The organism is Aeribacillus composti (genome assembly GCF_031760945.1).
In the GTDB taxonomy this organism is placed as follows: Bacteria; Bacillota; Bacilli; order Bacillales; family Aeribacillaceae; genus Aeribacillus; species Aeribacillus composti.
In genome coordinates this window covers 1,204,084-1,223,507 of sequence record NZ_CP134501.1, presented here as the reverse complement: position 1 = coordinate 1,223,507, position 19,424 = coordinate 1,204,084, and the positions used below count along the sequence as shown (strand labels likewise).

Below are 19,424 nucleotides of genomic sequence, written 5' to 3'. Positions count from 1 at the left end.
TGAAACTGAGTTCACAAAAATACAAATACTTTCATATAGGGGGAAGTCGAAATTGAAAAAATTATTAGCAGCTTTGTTTACTTTCGCGCTTATCTTTTCACCTGTTGGAAATGTTGTTTTTCAAGATCATCCAACGATAGTAGAGGCGAAGTCATACAAATCAGGGAAAAAAAGCTTCAATTTGAATAAAAATACCACAACGAACAGTTCGAATTTCCAAGATAAAAAGGCAAACACTCCAAAAAATCAATCTGCCGCCTCCAAAGGCACATTCTCATCAGGAGGATTTTTCAAAGGCCTTATGTTAGGAGGGCTTGCCGGATTATTATTTGGCGGACTGCTAGCAAACATGGGTATATTCGGTTCAATTTTAGGTTTATTCATTAATTTACTGGCAATCGTTATTCTCATCTCGATCATTCGCAAAATTTTCGTCCTGATCAAACATAAAAAAGAAAAAGAGGCTGCAAACCCATGGAAAAGCTGATCATTCCGGAGCAAGATATTATTAACGCCATCTGCGTGTACATTTCCCGAAAAAAACAAATAAAGCCGGAAGAAGTTGTAGTGGAGCTGATGTATGACGACGATTACGGCTTTTCTGCCGAAGCGTATGTAAACGACCGAAAGCAAGTACTTATTACCGCAAACATCATCGAAGCTCTGCGTCTTTGGCTCGATGAATTTTTAAACGAAGACCCGTACTCTGGGATTGAACTTGTGTTGGATGATGAAGAAGGAATTATTGCCATCGTCAAAGGAAGATAAACGAACAATCCTTAAAAATAATCAGCACAAATTCGGCTGACTATGGATTGCGCTGGAACATTATGAAAAATGTTTCGGCGCTTTTTCATGTTTCCAATTAAAATCCACTCTGAATCTAAAAAAACTCTATTTTATTGATTTTTTAAAATGCGATGAATCTCTTTAATCTCTACCCCGTATTCAACTGAACGTGCTGACAATTCCTCAATCACACGCTGCTGACGTGCTACAAATTGTTCTAAATTCTCAAAAGTTTTAGGGATTCCTGTAATTTTTCGTTCGATATTTTCCATTTTTACTTCTAATCGGGATTGTCCTTCTTTTAGCTCTTTCAGCTGTTCCTTTACACCTTGTTGTTCGGCTGCCAAACGGTGTTGTCCTTCTCTTAGTTCTTTCAGCTCTTCCTTCATATCTTTTTGCCCAACTGCTAAACGAGACTGACCTTCTTTTAGTTCTTTCAGCTCCTCCTTCATACCTTTTTGCTCAACTGCTAAACGAGACTGACCTTCCTTTAGCTCTTTCAGCTCTTCCTTCATACCTTTTTGCTCAACTGCTAAACGAGACTGACCTTCTTTTAGCTCTTTCAGCTCCTTCTTCATATCTTTTTGCTCAACTGCTAAACGAGACTGACCTTCTTTTAGCTCTTTCAGCTCCTTCTTCATATCTTTTTGCTCAACTGCTAAACGAGACTGACCTTCCTTTAGCTCTTTCAGCTCTTCCTTCATACCTTTTTGCTCAACTGCTAAACGAGACTGACCTTCTTTTAGCTCTTTCAGCTCCTCCTTCATACCTTTTTGCTCAACTGCTAAACGAGACTGACCTTCTTTTAGCTCTTTCAGCTGTTCCTTTACACCTTGTTGTTCGACTGCTAAACGGGATTGTCCTTCTTTCATTTCTTTTAGCTCTGATAATATTAATTTTAACGCTTCTTCCATCATATTAAACCTCCATCATGATTCATTTTATAATAACAAATATCTATCCTCTAAACGTTTCTACATAAAATAATAGAACAAATGTTTGGTTTTGTGAAGAAAAAGTTTCATATTAACTTCTGCTTTTATAATGATTATAATACACTTTTCTCTGACAGAAAGGTCTTAATACCACCTTTTTTCCTCGATTAATCTTTATTAGGAAATTTTCGAAAGCACCGATAAAAAAATTTCACATTTTCTCAGATCATTCATTTTTTTCCCTTTTGAATACTAAGTTTGACTTTTCCCCATTCCGATACATCAGCTCCTCCAGGTTTTGTTTGATTTTTTCTTGTAGTTTGTTCGATTCTTCAAATTGTTCGAGCAACCGTTTCGTTAGTTCGGCTATTTTTTGCTCAAAAGGAATGTCTTCTTCTTCTTCTTCTGCCTCTGTTCCGACGTACATGCTTGGTGTCAGTTTGTAGTCGTTTTGTTGTACTTCTTCAAGTTTTGCAATTTTACAGAAACCTTCAATATTTTCGCAGCTTTTTGCATGTTCATATTTAAATGCTCGATAAACTGATGCGATTTTATCAATTTCTTCTTTAGACAATGCTTTTTGCTTGCGGCTGACGGGCTTTCCCATTTTTCGGGCATCGATAAACAAAATTTTGTTTCTTCGAGCACGGTAACCGTTTTTTCCATCGCGGTTTTTGCTTAAAAAGAACAAACAGCACGGTATGCCTGTTGTGAAAAACAGTTTTTCCGGCAATTGGACAACGCAATCGATGTACCCTTCATCCACCAATATTTTCCGCACTTCCTTTTCTTCCTTAACATTAGTTGTCATTGCGCCATTTGCCATCACAAACCCTGCTGATCCTGCATCATTTAAATGGTATAAGAAATGCTGCATCCACATATAGTTTGCATTGCTGTTTGTAACAGGCCCGATCAAGCGCGGATCGCTTTTCGATATTCTGTCCGCCCCCCAATCTTTTTGATTAAACGGCGGGTTGGCAATCACATAATCAGCCTTTAATTCAGGAAATTGATCGTTCAACAGCGAATCTCCCAGCCGTATTTCCGCATTGATGCCATGAAGCAATACGTTCATTTTTCCAAGACGTACTGTCGTGACGACATTTTCCTGTCCGTAAAATAAAAGAGACTTTTTATTCGGCGCATACCTCCCGCTTTGAATAAACATTCCACCGCTTCCACACGCTGGATCAAACACGATACCTCTTTTCGGTTCAAGCATCTCCACCAGCAATTCCACAATACAGGATGGGGTAAAAAACTCGCCGCCTCTGTTCCCTTCTGACGAAGCAAATGAACTAATAAAATACTCATAAGTACGACCGAGTATATCTATGCTGTCTTCCGAGCTGCCACTAAACACATCACGTGAAAAAATTTCAATTAATCCAGCAACATTTTCTACCGGTAAGTTCAAGCCTTGATAAATTTGCGGCAGCACCCCTGTCAATTCTGGGTTTTCTTCCTCGATTCGCTTCATCGCATTATCGAGAATTTCTTTAATATTCGGCTGTTTAGCATTTTTCATTATATAGTGCCAGCTTGCTTCCTTCGGGACGACAAACACATTTTTATCTCTATATTGATGAGAATCTGAAACGAAACCTTGCTGCATTTCTTCATTTTCCGCAAAAATTTGCTCCAACTCATTGCAGCTCTGTTCATATTTATTCGAAAGATAGCGCAAAAAAATAAGCGGCAGTACATAATGTTTATAGTCAGCTGGAGCCACGCTTCCGCGCATTTTATTAGCTGCTTCAAATAATTCTTTTTGGAAATCAATCTCTGCTTTAACCGCCATGGTTTTCCCCCTCTAAATCTTGCTGTCGATTCATTGTATTTTAAAAATATTTTAGCATAATCTGTCTTCCTCTTTTTCAAAACAAAAGAGCGGCCCATGCTTTGGCCGCAATAAGAAACAAAATAAATTTTCGAATTTTCACAATATGAACTGTCGATTGATATCCTCTTCCTGCAAACTTTTGGGCATTTATGTTCTTCATCAATTCTGAATTTGGTTGAAAAAATAATACCCTTTCTACATATGCTGCTTTAATCAAGAAAAACGTGCCAGTGCTTTTTGCTGAAGGGATAAAAAAATTTAATTTACAAAATCTTTAAACTTTCACTGCATCCATACAGCAGCTTTCTTTTCCAATCTTCTCGATCATTTACGTGCTCACCATTTTATAACTAGATCGTAACCCGGGCTGAATTCAAATAAAGGAAGATGCTTTACAGTCTTACAATTTTTTGCATTTTCACATTTTTTTAAAACGTACCGTCCCTATCATCATAACAGTTTCAGAAATGATCAAATGCTAAAATAAATCCCAAACGATAAAACTTAAAAAACTAGGTTACCTGTCATGTTTCCCTTTAAAAAAATGAAGGAAAGTAAAATCTCCTTTATTATTTTACCTTCCCCATACATTAGGATGTAACAAATTGACTCTTGAAGAACCGTCACGGTTCAGCTTTTTATACTTGTTTGTTGTCTCCAATAATTTACGTAAAGCAAACTCAAACTCTTCGTGCGATAATTGCTTAGTAGCCAATAAATAGTAAAGAACGGCAAATGCAATGGGTATCGTATCAACTTGAATATTTACATCAACATTTACATCTGAATTACCGCTCGAATCAATGGAAGATTTATTTGATTGAGGGCTTTGAGTAGAAGCATTCCGTAACCAAGAGAACTCTCCTTTATCTAAATGTTCCATAACATTCTCACCCTATATTATAGGTGGGACAAAAAAGACATCTCACCCACATTTAATTATGCTCAATTAATCTCTTTGCTCTTGGTTTTGATCTTGATCAGATTCTGCTTTCGACCGAACTTTTGCATCTGAATCGGAATCAACATGAATATCAATTTCCACTTTTGAGTTGCCGCTATTATTTACTTTTGCAATATTTGTGTTACGATCAATATTTTTTAATTATTCTCTAATTCGTTGTCCGTATCCACATCAACGTCACTTTTAAAATCTACATCAGCTTTTGCCTTTGCGTTCGCACGTTTTTCTGAATCGGAGCGTCTATTCTCTTCTTTGTCTGGATACCATACACTCATTCGTTTCACCACCTTTCTTGCTTTTGTCAATATAGTATTCATCACTAGCGTCGCATTAAAATTATACAATTCGATTAATATTACAGAATATTCTGTTAGTAAACTTCTCCATAAAAAAATCCTTTATAATGGTTTGGTGGTAGTAACCTATCCAAATCCAATATAAAGGAGCATAGCATGAATAAGTTTACACGAAAAACATCTTATGAACAATGGTTTTCACCGATTAATTCTTCATTATTTACAGAATTAGTGGAAAGCCATCAATTAACTCGCTATACCAAGAAGCTTTATATGGCTTCTTTTGTGAAACTCCTTTTATATGCAGGGCTTCATGAAACAGAGAGTTTGCGTGCATTAAGCGATGCGGTCTTCTCCGAAAAATTACAGCGAGCAACAGGATTACAATCGATTAGCTTTTCACAGTTAGGAAGACGAATCAATGTGATTCCAACCGTTTTCTTTCAAACGATTTTTCTCGATTTAGTGGAACGAATTCATCAGAAAACTCATTTTCAAACGCGAAGAAAAATGACAAGGCCACTCAAAATCATTGATTAGAGCACGTTACCTCTGAATTTGACCAACCATAAGTGGGCCGAGTTTCGAAAAACAAAGTCAGGTGTCAAGTTACACTTGCGCCTGGTTTTCATGGGAAAAGGGTACTCATAGCCGGACAAAGCAGTTTTGACGAACGCCATTGAACACGATTGAGGTCAACTAGAGGTATTTATTGATGACAAAGAATGCCTGTACGTGTTTGACCGTGGTTACTTAGATTATGAACGTTTTGATCGTATGACAGATGATGGCTATTTCTTTGTTTCACGATTACGGAAAAACGCTGTAGTTCGTGTATTGGAGACCTTTTCTCTGCCAGAAAATTCATCTGTTTTGTCTGATGAAATGGTGGTCATTGGCACCACACAAAATCGTTCTGAGAATGCGTTCCGTTTACTGAAATTGGTTGATACAAAAGGAAACACACTGCATTTACTCACAAATCGTTTCGACATAAGTGCAGATGAAATAGCAGAAATCTATAAATCGCGCTGGGCAATTGAATTGTTTTTCAAATGGATGAAACAACATTTAAACATTAAAAAGTTCTATGGACACAGTGAACAAGCAGTACACAACCAAATGTACATGGCGATGATTGTGTATTGCTTAAATGTATTAGCACAGTTGAATACGAATAGCCATCGTAGCTATTTACAAATAAGTCGCTATTTAAAAGCAGCTTTATGGAAATCTGCACACAATTGGTTACGAAAAATAAAAGGGAAGAGTGTCCCGTAAGGTTGAGTTGTCGTTGTCTCATTCATCTTAGGTTATAGGTAAAAAATAGATGTTTACTACCTTTATTATAGTGTTTTCACTTTTTACCAATTTCATAAAAGAGCATTTTGCAAAATTAGATTTTTATTAAAAAGAGTTTTAAAAGAAACCCAAATAAATTGGGGTATTTTGTATCTTTGGTTTACAAATATTCTGTTTGTCCTTTTTTGGGCGTACTTGCAGAATTTTTCGCTTTAAAAATTTTTTAAGCGGTTTGTTGCTTTTTACTCTCTTTTGCCATTGCGAGAGCTGAAACCAGTAATACGATGGCGTTCAAGTAAATATGAGTTTTTACTTTATCGATTCCCCACACATGCAGGGAGTTCGCTGTAAGATAACTTTTCATTCTTGAATTGCACCGTTCTACACTGGTTCGCTCATTGTAAAGTTCTTTCCAACGTTTGGAATCGCGGTGTGGATTAGAGTACCGGCGAAGATCCTTATTCACGTTAATTTTTACTACCATTCCATAGTTGGAGGATGAACAGGCTGCCATTCCTAATGGGCAATCCACTTTTCCGGTTGCGTGTGGACATCTGAATTTGAGCTGATCCTTATTGGCTCCCCAATAAGTCATTTCGTACCCCATAGAACAGCGTGGGGTTCCATTGGAGGCAATTCCTTCGGGAGGCTCCTTTTCATTACGCAAATTGAGTGGAATAATAGCTTGAGCCCCAATGTTCTTGGCGGATTCGTAGTTTTTAAGCTGGTCGTACCCACCATCCATTATCAGGAAATCAATTTTAGAGTTTGTACAACTCTTTACTTGTTCAATTAATTGTGGTGCGACATCCCCATCGTTGATATGAGCAGGGGTTACTTCAATCGCCATTGGTAATTCACTTTTGGTGTCAACGGAAAGATGCATCTTATAGCCAAACCAAGTAATTTTATTACCGAAGGAATCAAACTTTGCCCCCCAATTGGCGTTGCCTGTTTGTTCACTTCGCTTCTTAGGCTGCTTCTTTTCGTAAGCATCAATGGCGGCACTGTCGATAGCCTGATGTTTTCCATCAATTACTCCTTCCTCTTGAGCTAACTGGACGAGATCTTGAAAGATTCTTTTCACGAGTCCAGTTTTGGTTAGTGAAGAAAATACTCGGCTAAGAGTAGAGATGGATGGTGCAGGCCTGCTAATATCTAAACCACATTGGTAACGAAAACGCAGGTCATTTTTCAATCGATTGTGAAGAGAAGTAAAAGTATCAATACCTTCTAATGGGGCAGCGATAAGAGCCCTTAATATCCCTTCTTTGGAATGTCCTTCAGCCCCTTGGGGTGAAGAACTTTTCAATTGTTTAGCATAAGGACGCAAATCTAGAGCACTAAAAAAGATCGGTAATTTCTCTTTTGACTCTAAAATTTGCAATTCTTCAAAGGAAAATAGACTTTCTTGTAGAATATACAAAGTGACTTCCTCCTTGTGGATTTTTGTGGTTTGGTCACTTCAAAATTCTACAAATAAGGGGTGAAGTCCTTTTTTATGCTTTAGAAAACCTTATGGCTCTTGGGTTGAAAAATGTGCAAAATGCTCAAAAAAAATATAGACTGAAAATTCAAAATTTATTTAAGCGACACTAGTGAGTTTTGGGGAATAGTAGGTGTAGGGTTGGAGTTGCTCTTCGTTGATGTCGATTACTTCTTTTAATGCATGAAATATTTCCTACATCTACTTCCTTAACTATTACTACCACTAATCTGTTTGATCAGTAGAAGAAATTCCGGGAAGACGTTGAAGTAAATCAATTTCAGGAATATTCCCTGGGAAATTCATACTCCCTTTTGACACAGAGGGTTTAGAACGACTGAGATGTTTTTGCAACGGGCCAATAGAATGAACTTTGATGAATATGTATTTTTATTTTACTCCATCACCAAGCCTCCTTTCCTATGTAAAAATAAAAAAACTGCCCTTAAAAATTCTAAAGAGGGCAGTTGAATAGACAATACATCCGCTAATAACCTTCTTAAAAAGAATCAAAACCATTCTTTATAGGAAGGGCAGCTGGCTGGCATGTCTATCAAAATAGATTTAGCCCCTTTAGCTTTGCGTCCTACCCTTTCGAGTAGTTTGCCGAAACAAAATTATATTTTTGTAGGAATTTGTAGGAATTTATCAAATAATACCTCTTACTTAATTGTATAACAAATTTTATAGTGAAAACGGTATAGTTAAAATGAACTATTTTTAAAATCGATAGACAAAAAGTTTTAATTGAATGTATGACAATTAGCCTATTAATCACAAGAAATTCAGGATCAATTGATTAGTAACAAGCCAACGTATAATAGTCAGTTTCTTAATTTCTTTATTGGTAGAGACAAAAGACCTATGGAAGACAGGGAATTTTTCAATTTATTCTCTACATGACAGAAGCTATGACACAAATCCAACCACTTTTAATAAAAAACAATACAAAAAGCGGACGAAGAAAACTTGTTCTTTTTCTTCCGTCCGCTTTATTTTTGTGGCTTATCGGGGAAAGCTTTTCCAGAATATTGATGATTTACATACAGACGGGGAATGACCTCTGATTATGGGACTTGACACTCATCAGCATGTTATTATTTTTGTACCTCTTAAAATAGAAAAATATACTCTGTTTAAGAAAAGAATGGCAGAGAAAAATGGAACATAAATTTTTGCCTTAACCTTGCTTGGTACAGTTATAAATTTTAATCTATACAGGGCATATCCCAATAGAATAAGATGTCTTTCTACATCAGGAACAGTTAAAATAGTTGGACATTATTTTTTTAATGAAAAGCATGTAGCTGCTCTTTGAAAAGAAATAAGAATGGCTCTTCGATGCTCCAATGGTGACGAAATGGCTGGTACAGATAAAGCCCTCAACAATTCCTAGGAAGCCGCTCGTAAAACTGCGGAGAATTATTTTAAAAAAGTTGATTTTAGCTGAAAAAATGAACTATTACCCAAGTCAACTTTCCGGAGGACAACAACAGCGCGTGGCAATTGCACAAGAGCTTGCTATGGAACCAAAAGCGATGTTATATGATGAATCGACATCTGCCTTTGATCCCGAATTACATCTTGCAATCTGCGGATAAAAAAAGCCGCCTTAAAGTCATTCTAAAATGACCGTTTAAGACAGCTCGTCGAAAAAATTTTCGTTTACCAATAGTACGGATAACCGCCATAAAATCCTCCGTAATACGGCGGATAAAACGGATATGGCCGCGGTCCTACCAGTGCACTACCTAAAAAGCCGCCGAGCAAGCCGCCAAAAAACGGCGCACCGAAGAAAAAGGGGTTCCGCCCTCCGAAGAAAAAGGGTCTCCTTCCGAAAAATTGACGTTCCGGGTACATTTTCCATACCTCCCGTTGTAACAATTTACATCTCAATATTTTTTATGCATTCGTCACGGCTTTGGTATGGGCATATGTTGGATATCCGGCAAACGTCAAGATTTATTTTAAATAGATGGAAGAAAGAATCCCTCCGCTCTCAGCATTCTAAAGAAGCCTCTATGAAGATACGTCATGATTTTGGGGTTCCGCAAAAATGCCCGTTTCCGGGAGAAAAATGCTTTTGGATAATAGACAGGCGTTATTCCCAGTCTGGAAGCGAACAACGGATATGAAAAGCACCGTGCGGTTTTCCCGTTCCGCTAATGAATCAAAAACGTTGGGGCAACGACAAACACACCAGCATTCCCTCTCCATAAGCGAATTAGGGAAAAATCTTGGGGCATCTCGTCTTCCCTGTCAGCTAAATTTTTTTTACGATAAAATCGCCCGAAACGAACTTCCCATCCATAGCAAAACACCCTTGAGGAAAGGCGATTGCTGCCTTAAGCCCTTTTTATTGCCTGGCGTCGAATAAATAGGGTAAGATAAATCTAACATCGGTATGAACGAACAGTAATCAAAGGAGGGGCCAACGGATGGAAATCGGCATTTACACATTTGGAGAACGGACGGTTGATCCGGAAACCGGTCAATTGATCAGCCCGGGGGAACGGCTGCAAAACTTGATGGAGGAAATTGAACTAGCCGATCAAGTCGGACTGGATGTGTTCGGCATTGGTGAACATCATCGTCCCGACTACACCGTATCGGCTCCAGCGGTAGTGCTTGCCGCTGCCGGGACCCGCACCAAACGCATTCGGTTGACCAGTGCAGTAAACGTCTTAAGCTCTGACGATCCGGTGAGGGTGTTTCAACAATTTGCCACCTTGGACCTGCTCACTCAAGGCCGCGCTGAAATCATGGTCGGCCGCGGTTCGTTTATCGAATCCTTTCCCCTTTTTGGCTACGACCTGAAAGATTATGACGAGCTTTTTGAAGAAAAGCTTGATCTGCTGCTCAAGCTGCGAGAATCCGAACGGGTCACATGGGCGGGAAAGCATCGTCCGTCGCTGGACAATCTAGGGATCTATCCGCGGCCCCTGCAAAATCCGCTTCCGGTTTGGATAGCCGTTGGAGGAACCCCGGAGTCGGCCGTCCGTGCAGGCATGCTCGGTCTTCCGATGGCACTGGGCATCATCGGTGGTCTGCCCGAACGGTTCGCGCCCTTTGCTCAATTACACCGGGAGGCAGCGCAAAAGGCGGGGCACGAAACGCCACACCTCAGTATCAATTCACATGGTTTTATCGCCGATTCGTCGCAGGAAGCAGCTGACATTGCATTTCCAGCGTTTAAAACGATGATGGATCGGCTGGGACGGGAACGCGGTTGGCCGCCATTGACCCGGGAGCAGTTCGAGTTCTCTCTTTCCTTACGGGGCGCCAATTTTGTCGGCAGCCCTGAGCAGGTGATCGAAAAAATCTTGTTCCAGCATGAAATTTTCGGCCACGATCGCTTCCTTCTGCAATTGACCGTCGGCACGCTGCCGCACAAAAAAGTGTTGCGTGCCATCGAACTGCTGGGTACTAAAGTGGCACCGGCCGTCAAGCGGGAAATTGCCCGCACAAATCGGAAACCGTAACCGATATCCGCTAAAAGAAGCTAGCAGCAAGAAAAGGTTTCGGCTGGGCAACAACTGGTGCTGAATCAATTTAATCGGTGGACCATTTCATACTTGTTTCCGCAAGGATCCTGAAAATAAACCGCATAATAAGTCGGGCTGATCGGGAACTGCCAGGGGCCGCTGTCGATGGTGCCCCCATATCGAACTACAAGCTCTGCAATCCGGTCCACCTCCTCCCGGTCATGCGCCCAAAACCCGATCAAATTCTCGTTTGGCTTATGATTGGGATCTTCCGTGATAGTGAAATAAGGAACGCTCGGAAGCTCTCCCTCCGCTGCAAACACTTTCCATGTTTCCGAATGGAAAGTGCGGGTAAAACCCAATGCAGGAAGAAGATTCTCATAAAACGTGCGCACTTTCTCCCATGAATTTACTCTTAAATCGATATGACTGTATCTATTCATTGCGCCCCTCCAAATAATTTTTAATTTGCTCCAGCTTGTCTGCCCAGAAGCGTCTCATCAATTCTCTTACATAGACATCATCCAGCATTTCCTGATGGATGGCGATCGTCGTTTTGCCCGAATCCGTGGGCAGCAAATACAATTGAAGCCGGGAAGGCTTTTCCCATAACGGAAGTTTCCATTTCATGCGGAGCTTTCGAAATGGCAAAACTACCGTAAGTTTCCCGCAGATACCTTCCTTAGATTTAAATTCGTAACCCTTTTGCAGCCGAAACTCGGAGACGTCCCCGATCCATAAGGGCAAGTCTTGCGGCGAAGTCAAATAGTCCCAAACCTTTTCCTTCTCCACCTTTATCGTTTTTCGGACGCCGATTTGAACGCCCGCCTCTTTGGTGACACCAACAGGAATCCTGCCGAGCAGCTGTCCATACATGACGGTCAGCCATTCCCCTATTCATCCGACACCTGAAATTGTTCGCATATGTGCTCCTTCATATGTTCGTGAGACCAAGAAGGATCCACAGCCTGTTTCAAGGTGGCAACCCATTCTTCCCAGGTAATTCCCGTCGCATCCTGAACAGCCTGTCGAAAAACGGCCCCTGGCATTTTCATTCCTCCCCTCTTTTCAGTGAAAAAAGAAACACGATAGGATCAAAATCTTTTTGACGGCATTCTGAGCGGCATGGATACTGCACGACAGGTTGTACTTCGCAACTATGCAAAAAAGGCAGTTGGATGAGGCCGTTCATTTGTATTGGATGCAGCCAGCTTTTTCGTCATTATTTGAGGATAATCACTCTATTGAATTGACCAAACCTTTTTCTTTCCATCAGACAAAATGAACGGACGGATGCTCTGCATTTCTGCCATCACCGGTTCGACCCGCCGGATTAAGATTTATGTAACCTCAAGGGACAAAGAGTCCAAGTAGGAATCGTAGCCCCTTCAAACTTCACAAAATATACAGAATCAGGATTATCGAGATAGACTTATAACTCATGACAAAGAGAACCGATAGAAATCCTTGCCCCTGCAAACTTCGTAAAAACAAATCAGAATCATCGAAATAGACTTATAGCATACGACATAGAGAACCAATGGAAATCCTCACTCCAACTAACTTCGTAAAATAAACCGAATCAGGATTATCGAAATAGACATGTAACTCACCACAAAAAAGGCAAGTGGCAATCGGCTCCCCTGTAAACTTCGTAAAACCGGATCAGGTTTATCTAGAAGATCTATAACTTACGATTTTGAAAGACTTCCATTGATTTGTCACTTTCAGCTATATTTTCAGTAAAGCTCCCCGTTTCAAAACCTCCACCGATTTCAATATGGATCGGCAATCTGATGTTGAGTCTCTCCTTCAAAAAATTTTATGAATTGCTCACCTACATTTTAACAGAAAATTCAGAATATCAAACCGTTGTTTTGGAGTATTTCTTTCTCAATTTGAGAACTTACCCCAGATCCCCTGTCCTTATGTGAATGTAACATAAAACTGTTTAAGAGAATAAACAATCTCTATCATATATAAGCAAAATAAAATTTATATTATTAACAAAAAATGTAGATTAATGTTAAAATTTTATTTAGGAGGTAAGAAAATGAAAAGATTTATGATTGTTTTGACGACACTTGTTTTAACAACAGGGCTTCTTTATTTAGTAGGGCATATATTTACCATTCCGTTGTTAATGTTTCATCACAAATATATAGATAATTTAAATGGCTTCTACATTACAAGCAGTTCTTTGATTCCTTTAATGATTGGTCTAATTGTCAGTTTTTTTGCAGAAAAAATTTATGTTTATAAGTACCGATAAAAACTTGGTTAATAACACCAAGTTTTTTTATGCTCTTATGGATGCAACAGTTGTAAAGTTCACTCGTTGGCAAGAACTAAGAAGCATTCCCTTTACACGCTCTTGAAACGGCATTTTCTTATTCAATTCGAGAAAACGATGCCAAAAAAGGTAATTATCAAGGTATTTGGTTGCTACACCTTGAAATCGATTCATCCACTTTTTCAAACGAGTATGATACCCGTTAACGTTCTGAATATGGTAAATTCCTTTCTTTGTATAGATACCTTTACGAACATTGATGGCTTCGTGTTGTAAGCCCTTCATCGTAGCGAATTTTTTGTAGTTTGTCGCTGTATCTGTGCATAGCAAAGCAGAGGTGTCGATATGATTTCCTAACACCCTGTCCATTTCCATAGCCGTAATACGACCTCTTCCTGCCATTTGGGAAAGGATTTGACCATTTCTATCGTGAGCGACCACTACACAAATTTGTTCTTTGGAAATGCCACGCTTTTTGGCTACCCCACCACGTTGACGAGCCTTTCTGTGAGTGATGAACTTCTTCCCTTTTCACTTTCTAAAAAGTATGTTTCATCACTTTCCACGATTCCTTTTAATGTTGGATGACCGAGAGAACGAATAGCATATAAAATTTTGTGTCGCCAATAAAAGGCAGTTGAAATGTGAATATCCAATTCTTCGGCTATCTTTGGTAATGTATAACCTTTCACCATCATTTCAAAGTATTTCAACCACTTATGAGGGTATCTCGTTCCGGACAATGGGCTACCTGTCATATCATTGAATGACTTCCCGCAATCCTTACAGAGATAGCGTTGACGAGAACGATATTTTCCATTACGTTTCACTGACATACTTCCACAATGGACACACGCTAAGCCTTTAGAAAAGCGAGTTTCACGAACTTCTCCAAACATTTTTGAAATGTCGTTTTTTGATTCTGGAAACAAGTCCCGTTTAATGGCTCTAAACAATTCCAACTGTTCTTCCTTTGAAAGTGTATAGAAGTCTTTGTATATATCGTGCCACGCCATTGCCATAAGAAACACCCTTTCTACCTTTTATGACTCTATTTTACATTGTATCCTTTATAGCAACATATAAAAAACGCGAAGCATCATAGGTTTATCTAGTTTAGGGAAAGAGAAAATAACTTTTTCATGAGTTGAACAACAGCGGCAAACTATTAAAAAGCTAAAAAGAGGAGTTGACTTGTAAGAATTTTGATTGCACGGCATTATCTATGATAGGCGCGACAAAAATGATAGGAGGCGTTCACCTTGTTTAGCAGCACAGGCATAAGATTTGATTTACATTTCTGATGCAATTATAATGGTGGGCAAGAATGGCCGAAATACATAATAAACAGTCATTCCTCAATCCAGTCTTCAATTGCGGCCGCCTTCGTTTATTTTTGGCTTCGCCACCTAGATGATGTTATTTATTCAAAAAATCTTTAGAAAAAAAGGAGAAATGTTTATGTCAATTGCGGTTACTGGTGCTACTGGTCAACTCGGTGGGCTTGTGATTCAACATTTGCTCAAAAAAGTTCCCGCCAGTCAAATCATTGCCATCGTGCGTAATGTTGAAAAAGCCTCTACTCTTGCCGATCAAGGCGTGGAAGTTCGCCATGGCGACTATAATCAACCGGAATCTCTTCAAAAGGCTTTTGCAGGTGTCTCCAAGCTGCTCTTTATCTCAGGTCCGGATTCTGATAATACGCTTCGTATCGTTCAACATGCAAATGTCGTAAAAGCTGCCAGAGATGCGGGAGTCAAACATATTGCTTACACAGGGTATGCCTTTGCTGAGGAGTCATTAATTCCCCTTGCATACGTTCATTTAGCAACGGAATATGCCATCCGTACGACCAATACCCCGTATACTTTCCTGCGTAATGCCTTATATACGGACTTTTTTGTAAATGAGGGGCTGCGCGCATCCATAGAATCTGGAGCAATTGTTACGAATGCGGGAAGCGGGATCGTTAATTCAGTAACACGCAATGAACTTGCTTTGGCTGCCGCAACGGTGCTAACAGAGGAAGGGCATGAAAACAAAACGTATAACCTTGTTTCCAATCAACCGTGGACCTTTGATGAACTTGCCCAAATTCTCTCCGAGGTTTCCGGCAAAAAAGTCGTGCATCAGCCTGTCTCATTCGAAGAAGAGAAAAATTTCCTCGTAAACGCTGGTGTCCCTGAGCCGTTTGCTGAAATTACGGCAGCGATCTATGACGCGATTTCCAAAGGAGAAGCGTCCAAAACATCAGATGATCTGCAAAAACTGATCGGATCCTTGACCCCTCTGAAGGAAACCGTAAAACAAGCCCTGAAAAATTAAAAATTGACCAAATGACATAAAATGAAAAAACAGAACATCCAATGGCTGCAAACTCGTGACCTGCTTTATCTTAGTTCGAAAATAAGCCCTGTCACGCAGACAGACATTAACAGCCTGAGACCTAAAATTACATAAGGACTCAGGCTGTTTTATTTCTTTTGATCACGTTGGCGGATTTAAAAACGAAACGAGAGTATATCATCGCGTCTGCTGATTAAAACGTATGGAGAGGAATTTTTAATGATTCCGACTAGGCTCGAGTAAAAAAGTTTTTGCATAAAACACTGTAAAACAACAATTTTATTGCTTGATTTATATTTTTTCAACAGAACCAGTTATATCAACACCGTCCACAACTGTTTCAATCATTGGAGACAGTTCATGCGCTAGCTGACGCAGTTCTTCTAATTGTTCGATCGATGCGTCAGATTTTACTTTTACCTTATAACGAATATTTGTGTAGCCAGGCCTTATTGATTTATCTAAACCAAAATACCCTCTTAAGTCAAGGTCACCTTCTGTTTCGATTATCACATCACTAAAATCAATTCCTCTTTTTGCAGCTTGGGTGACAAAACCTATTGAAAAACAAGTAGCAATCGAAGCAAGCAACAATTCGACCGGATCTGCAGCTGAATCTGTTCCACCTAAGCTTGCAGGCTCATCAGTATGCAGTACAAAATCTCGTGCTGTCGTTTTAGAAACTGCTCCTCCTTGCCATTCAGTTGTCGTTTTGAAGGTCACTTTCCCCTTTTCAGGATCATTATTTACATCTTTAATAAATTGATCAAATGCACCTATATTCACTTGAAAGCAGCTTTTTGCCATGCTTAATCTCCCCTATTCATATAATTCATATAATTTTAGTTTTATTTAGTATACCATCCTATTATTATTTGTCAAATTTATTTATGTGTAACTACCTTCAGCAAAAGTGTCTTTATCAATGATGAAGAAAATAAACTGTATTGGGCTGAAGCCTTCCAAAAATTAATCGAGCATTTTGTTGAATTCTTAAAAATGTCGGAAGCACCGGTAGATGGTGTTCTTCCAAACTGCATCATGCATATTCACCTAATTCACAACGGAAAGTTTTTAGATAAACTTATATGTGATCGTACCCTGCTTCAAAAAAAAGTTGACTTCAAAATATTATAAATTAATGAAAAAAATTACTTTTTTCCATTTACTAACTCAAAATTCTACCTTTATAATTTAATGAATAAATTCTATTGCTCTTTCGCCGTTTCACCTGTATATGCTGTAGAACCTCTAGTGGCTGATGATTTAAAAAGCAAGTTAAGGGGAGATAGAAATTGACAAAAAAGCATGACTATCAAACTCTGTACAAAAAGTTTATCGGCAGCGGGTTGCCTACCTAGTATTCTTTAGAAGAAATTCTGGAATTTCTTCAATCCACTTATAAAGCCAAAGAAATTCCTCTTAGAGATTTCTTAAAACTAGACCCGAGTGTTGAAAATAGAAAGAATATTTTGAAAGTGTTTGTCATCGATGATGAAACCATACTAAATTCTATTTATTCTGATGCTGAAAAAAGAACATTTAGTGCAAATTCAAGAAAATCAGAAAGCGCCCGATGATTTAGATTTGTATCTGGAAAGTGAGCATCAAAGCATCAAAATGTGGAATGATATCCAAGAAGGAAAAAGAATTAATATCATTGTTTATAGGAAAAAATTCAAAAACACTGTGAGTTACTTTACCATACAAGGGGTATGCCGGCATTTAGTAAAAGAAACAGGTATCCTTTTGGGTGTGGAAAACACAGACTTGTACAATCCGGAATTCCAAGAATATTTAGAGTTACTTCAAGAACTAAATAAAATTTAGTAATACGGGGCTGTCCAAAAAGTCAGGGTAACTGACTTTTTGGAGCCCCTCATTTTTTCACTTTTTAAAAAAAATGCACAAAAAAATCGTCCTTTCTAGTAAAATGAAGTTACCACACAACATTACAGAAAGGACGATTTTTTATGAGCAATCAAATGATTACTCGTGAAAATTATAACACACAAATGACACTTCCTCTAGATGGAAAAGAAGAAAAAACTCCTGCCAAAAGAAATTTAGCCCCTACTTTCAAACCATATGACAACCGTCAAGTTCAAATGATTTATGATATTGAATCTCTTATACCCGAACATCACGTGGCACGTGTCGTGGACGAAATGGTGGAGGCGATACCAGATAAACAATTGTTTTCTCATTATAAAGGCGGCGGCAGAAGTTCCTATCATCCCAAAATGATGCTGAAAATCATTCTGTATGCTTATTCTCAAAAGGTTTATTCCTGCCGAGGAATCGAAAAACTCGTTAAAGAAAATATTCCTGCCATGTGGCTTTCAGCGATGCAACAACCAGATTTTCGCACCATTAATGAGTTCCGAGGGGAACGGATGAAAGCTTTCATGGATGAGCTCTTTGAAGTCATGATTCTCAAATTGATAAAAGAACATTACATCACGATGGAAAACTACTTTTTGGATGGCACTAAGATCGAAGCCAATGCCAATAAGTATTCTTTTGTGTGGAAAAAATCCACTTTGAAATTCGAAGAGAAATTAAAAGAAAAAATCCAAGAAACACTAAAGCACATTCATGAATTAACCCAATTAGAAGCCGGAACAGGGCAAAAGGAAAGCGATCAACATACAGAGATCACCGAACAAAACCTGGAGGAAATCGCAAAAGAAATAGAAGAAAAAGTTGAAACGCTAACGGAAGAAATCGAAAAGGAGACCGATACATCCATTCGGAAAGAGAAGCGAAAAAAACGCAGTCAATTAAAGAAATCGGTGAAACAAATTCGTGAAGATTTCCTGCCCCGAATGGCAAGATACAAGGAACAAAAGGAAATGTTCGGTGACCGTAACAGCTACTCGAAAACAGACAAAGACGCAACCTTCATGCGCATGAAAGAAGACCATATGAAAAACGGTCAGCTCAAGCCCGGATACAACGTGCAAATGGGGACAGAGAATCAGTTTATCTTGTTTTATACCATTCATCAACGACCGACCGATACACGTTGCTTTATCCCACATATGGAGAAGCTAGCCTCCAGTTCATTACCGATGCCCAAAACGGTCATTGCGGATGCAGGCTATGGTAGTGAAGAAAACTATGTATATGCAGTTGGTGATGAGAAAGAGCCCCGTTTTGAGTTTCTAATTCCTTATGGGAGCTATGTAAAAGAACAAACACGTACATACAAAAAAGACATTAAAAATGCCAAAAACTGGACCTATTGTGAAGAGGATGATTGTTTTATTTGCCCGAATGGAAGGAGAGTAACGTTTAAAAAATACCAAAACAAAAAGAATCCATCTGGCTATGAACAAAGCTTCAAAATATACGAATGTGAAGATTGTACCGATTGCCCATTGAAAGCGAAATGCACAAAAGCGAAGGGAAATCGTCAAGTTCACTGGAATCCCATCTTCGAAGAAATGAAAGCAAAGGCCAAAACAGCCCTTGAATGTGAAGAGAAAGCCGCCATCTACGCTCGACGCAAAGTCGAGGCAGAAAGTGTGTTCGGTCACATCAAGGGCAATCGGTCGTTCCGCAGATTTTCTTTGCGGGGCCTCGACAAGGTACATGTTGAGTTTGGGATTGTGGCATTAGCCCACAATCGAGTAGGAGGGGGTGACTAACCCCCGACCTCTCACACCACCGTACGTAC

The 19,424-nt window shown here is 39.2% G+C and carries 17 protein-coding genes, 3 pseudogenes and 1 riboswitch; of the genes and pseudogenes, 9 read left to right on the top strand and 11 right to left on the bottom strand.

The genetic code is table 11. The annotated features are described in order from the left end of the window. The first annotated feature begins 52 nt into the window (after positions 1–52). On the top strand, positions 53–487 hold the full coding sequence (locus RI196_RS06100) for a hypothetical protein (protein WP_117017355.1): 435 nt from the start codon (positions 53–55) through the stop codon (positions 485–487). Continuing rightward, positions 475–768: a YxcD family protein gene (locus RI196_RS06095; RefSeq protein WP_311067085.1), complete on the top strand. Its 294-nt coding sequence runs from the start codon at positions 475–477 to the stop codon at positions 766–768. The genes RI196_RS06100 and RI196_RS06095 overlap by 13 nt, the downstream gene beginning before the upstream one ends. A gap of 131 nt (positions 769–899) precedes the next feature. Here RI196_RS06095 and RI196_RS06090 read toward each other — a convergent pair whose 3' ends face one another. From RI196_RS06090 to RI196_RS06075, 4 genes are all read right to left on the bottom strand, one after another. Beyond that, entirely contained in the window at positions 900–1,706 is an 807-nt protein-coding gene (locus tag RI196_RS06090) for a coiled-coil domain-containing protein (protein ID WP_311067084.1), read from the bottom strand. Between the two features lie 244 nt (positions 1,707–1,950). Further along, positions 1,951–3,528, bottom strand: a complete 1,578-nt coding sequence (locus tag RI196_RS06085) for a type I restriction-modification system subunit M (protein ID WP_130156735.1) — start codon at positions 3,526–3,528, stop codon at positions 1,951–1,953. Positions 3,529–4,144: 616 nt separating this feature from the next. Further along, entirely contained in the window at positions 4,145–4,453 is a 309-nt protein-coding gene (locus tag RI196_RS06080; RefSeq protein WP_063386406.1) for a hypothetical protein, read from the bottom strand. Between the two features lie 218 nt (positions 4,454–4,671). After that, on the bottom strand, positions 4,672–4,809 hold the full coding sequence (locus RI196_RS06075; protein WP_311067083.1) for a hypothetical protein: 138 nt from the start codon (positions 4,807–4,809) through the stop codon (positions 4,672–4,674). Positions 4,810–4,986: 177 nt separating this feature from the next. Here RI196_RS06075 and RI196_RS06070 point away from each other — a divergent pair. Then, positions 4,987–6,111: pseudogene (locus tag RI196_RS06070) on the top strand (IS4 family transposase). 244 nt (positions 6,112–6,355) lie between these two features. On the opposite strand, the gene RI196_RS06065 reads toward RI196_RS06070, so the two are convergent. Beyond that, a complete protein-coding gene (locus RI196_RS06065; RefSeq protein ID WP_027725900.1) occupies positions 6,356–7,558 on the bottom strand; it encodes a transposase in 1,203 nt (400 codons plus the stop codon). Between the two features lie 589 nt (positions 7,559–8,147). After that, positions 8,148–8,236, bottom strand: a riboswitch (cyclic di-GMP riboswitch). 845 nt (positions 8,237–9,081) lie between these two features. On the opposite strand from RI196_RS06065, the pseudogene RI196_RS18525 reads away from it, so the two are divergent. Beyond that, positions 9,082–9,198, top strand: a pseudogene (locus RI196_RS18525) (ATP-binding cassette domain-containing protein); the annotation flags it as partial. A gap of 85 nt (positions 9,199–9,283) precedes the next feature. On the opposite strand, the gene ymaG reads toward RI196_RS18525, so the two are convergent. Next, positions 9,284–9,478: an inner spore coat protein YmaG gene (ymaG, locus tag RI196_RS06055; RefSeq protein WP_063386410.1), complete on the bottom strand. Its 195-nt coding sequence runs from the start codon at positions 9,476–9,478 to the stop codon at positions 9,284–9,286. A gap of 578 nt (positions 9,479–10,056) precedes the next feature. Here ymaG and RI196_RS06050 point away from each other — a divergent pair. Further along, a complete protein-coding gene (locus RI196_RS06050; RefSeq protein ID WP_063386411.1) occupies positions 10,057–11,100 on the top strand; it encodes an LLM class flavin-dependent oxidoreductase in 1,044 nt (347 codons plus the stop codon). A gap of 65 nt (positions 11,101–11,165) precedes the next feature. On the opposite strand, the gene RI196_RS06045 is transcribed toward RI196_RS06050, so the two are convergent. From RI196_RS06045 to RI196_RS06035, 3 genes are read right to left on the bottom strand one after another with little or no spacing between them, the layout of a single operon-like run. Beyond that, positions 11,166–11,546 (bottom strand): VOC family protein, encoded by a 381-nt coding sequence (locus tag RI196_RS06045; protein ID WP_311067081.1) that lies wholly within the window; start codon positions 11,544–11,546, stop codon positions 11,166–11,168. Further along, positions 11,539–11,979 (bottom strand): SRPBCC family protein, encoded by a 441-nt coding sequence (locus RI196_RS06040; protein WP_311067080.1) that lies wholly within the window; start codon positions 11,977–11,979, stop codon positions 11,539–11,541. The genes RI196_RS06045 and RI196_RS06040 overlap by 8 nt, the downstream gene beginning before the upstream one ends. 17 nt (positions 11,980–11,996) lie before the next feature. Further along, positions 11,997–12,152, bottom strand: coding sequence for a hypothetical protein (locus RI196_RS06035; RefSeq protein ID WP_311067079.1), 156 nt, complete (start codon positions 12,150–12,152; stop codon positions 11,997–11,999). A 1,004-nt stretch (positions 12,153–13,156) separates the two neighbouring features. On the opposite strand from RI196_RS06035, the gene RI196_RS06030 reads away from it, so the two are divergent. Next, positions 13,157–13,375 (top strand): hypothetical protein, encoded by a 219-nt coding sequence (locus RI196_RS06030; RefSeq protein ID WP_311067078.1) that lies wholly within the window; start codon positions 13,157–13,159, stop codon positions 13,373–13,375. 27 nt (positions 13,376–13,402) lie between these two features. Here RI196_RS06030 and RI196_RS06025 read toward each other — a convergent pair. Next, positions 13,403–14,418, bottom strand: a pseudogene (locus RI196_RS06025) (IS1595 family transposase). A 439-nt stretch (positions 14,419–14,857) separates the two neighbouring features. Here RI196_RS06025 and RI196_RS06020 point away from each other — a divergent pair. Then, positions 14,858–15,721, top strand: a complete 864-nt coding sequence (locus RI196_RS06020) for an SDR family oxidoreductase (protein WP_066249957.1) — start codon at positions 14,858–14,860, stop codon at positions 15,719–15,721. Between the two features lie 312 nt (positions 15,722–16,033). Here RI196_RS06020 and RI196_RS06015 read toward each other — a convergent pair whose 3' ends face one another. After that, positions 16,034–16,549, bottom strand: coding sequence for an OsmC family protein (locus RI196_RS06015; protein ID WP_311067077.1), 516 nt, complete (start codon positions 16,547–16,549; stop codon positions 16,034–16,036). Between the two features lie 738 nt (positions 16,550–17,287). Here RI196_RS06015 and RI196_RS06010 point away from each other — a divergent pair. Both RI196_RS06010 and RI196_RS06005 read left to right on the top strand, forming a co-directional pair. Beyond that, on the top strand, positions 17,288–17,572 hold the full coding sequence (locus tag RI196_RS06010) for a hypothetical protein (protein WP_133309160.1): 285 nt from the start codon (positions 17,288–17,290) through the stop codon (positions 17,570–17,572). A gap of 143 nt (positions 17,573–17,715) precedes the next feature. Then, positions 17,716–19,395, top strand: a complete 1,680-nt coding sequence (locus RI196_RS06005) for an IS1182 family transposase (protein WP_311067076.1) — start codon at positions 17,716–17,718, stop codon at positions 19,393–19,395. The last annotated feature ends 29 nt before the right edge of the window (positions 19,396–19,424 follow it).

Excerpts from the sequence above, each read along its gene's own strand:
- RI196_RS06095 (WP_311067085.1), top strand. The coding sequence starts at position 475 with ATGGAAAAGCTGATCATTCCGGAGCAAGATATTATTAACGCCATCTGC.
- RI196_RS06090 (WP_311067084.1), bottom strand. The coding sequence starts at position 1,706 with ATGATGGAAGAAGCGTTAAAATTAATATTATCAGAGCTAAAAGAAATG.
- RI196_RS06085 (WP_130156735.1), bottom strand. The coding sequence starts at position 3,528 with ATGGCGGTTAAAGCAGAGATTGATTTCCAAAAAGAATTATTTGAAGCA.
- RI196_RS06080 (WP_063386406.1), bottom strand. The coding sequence starts at position 4,453 with ATGGAACATTTAGATAAAGGAGAGTTCTCTTGGTTACGGAATGCTTCT.
- RI196_RS06075 (WP_311067083.1), bottom strand. The coding sequence starts at position 4,809 with ATGAGTGTATGGTATCCAGACAAAGAAGAGAATAGACGCTCCGATTCA.
- ymaG (WP_063386410.1), bottom strand. The coding sequence starts at position 9,478 with ATGTACCCGGAACGTCAATTTTTCGGAAGGAGACCCTTTTTCTTCGGA.
- RI196_RS06050 (WP_063386411.1), top strand. The coding sequence starts at position 10,057 with ATGGAAATCGGCATTTACACATTTGGAGAACGGACGGTTGATCCGGAA.
- RI196_RS06045 (WP_311067081.1), bottom strand. The coding sequence starts at position 11,546 with ATGAATAGATACAGTCATATCGATTTAAGAGTAAATTCATGGGAGAAA.
- RI196_RS06040 (WP_311067080.1), bottom strand. The coding sequence starts at position 11,979 with ATGTATGGACAGCTGCTCGGCAGGATTCCTGTTGGTGTCACCAAAGAG.
- RI196_RS06035 (WP_311067079.1), bottom strand. The coding sequence starts at position 12,152 with ATGCCAGGGGCCGTTTTTCGACAGGCTGTTCAGGATGCGACGGGAATT.
- RI196_RS06030 (WP_311067078.1), top strand. The coding sequence starts at position 13,157 with ATGAAAAGATTTATGATTGTTTTGACGACACTTGTTTTAACAACAGGG.
- RI196_RS06020 (WP_066249957.1), top strand. The coding sequence starts at position 14,858 with ATGTCAATTGCGGTTACTGGTGCTACTGGTCAACTCGGTGGGCTTGTG.
- RI196_RS06015 (WP_311067077.1), bottom strand. The coding sequence starts at position 16,549 with ATGGCAAAAAGCTGCTTTCAAGTGAATATAGGTGCATTTGATCAATTT.
- RI196_RS06005 (WP_311067076.1), top strand. The coding sequence starts at position 17,716 with ATGAGCAATCAAATGATTACTCGTGAAAATTATAACACACAAATGACA.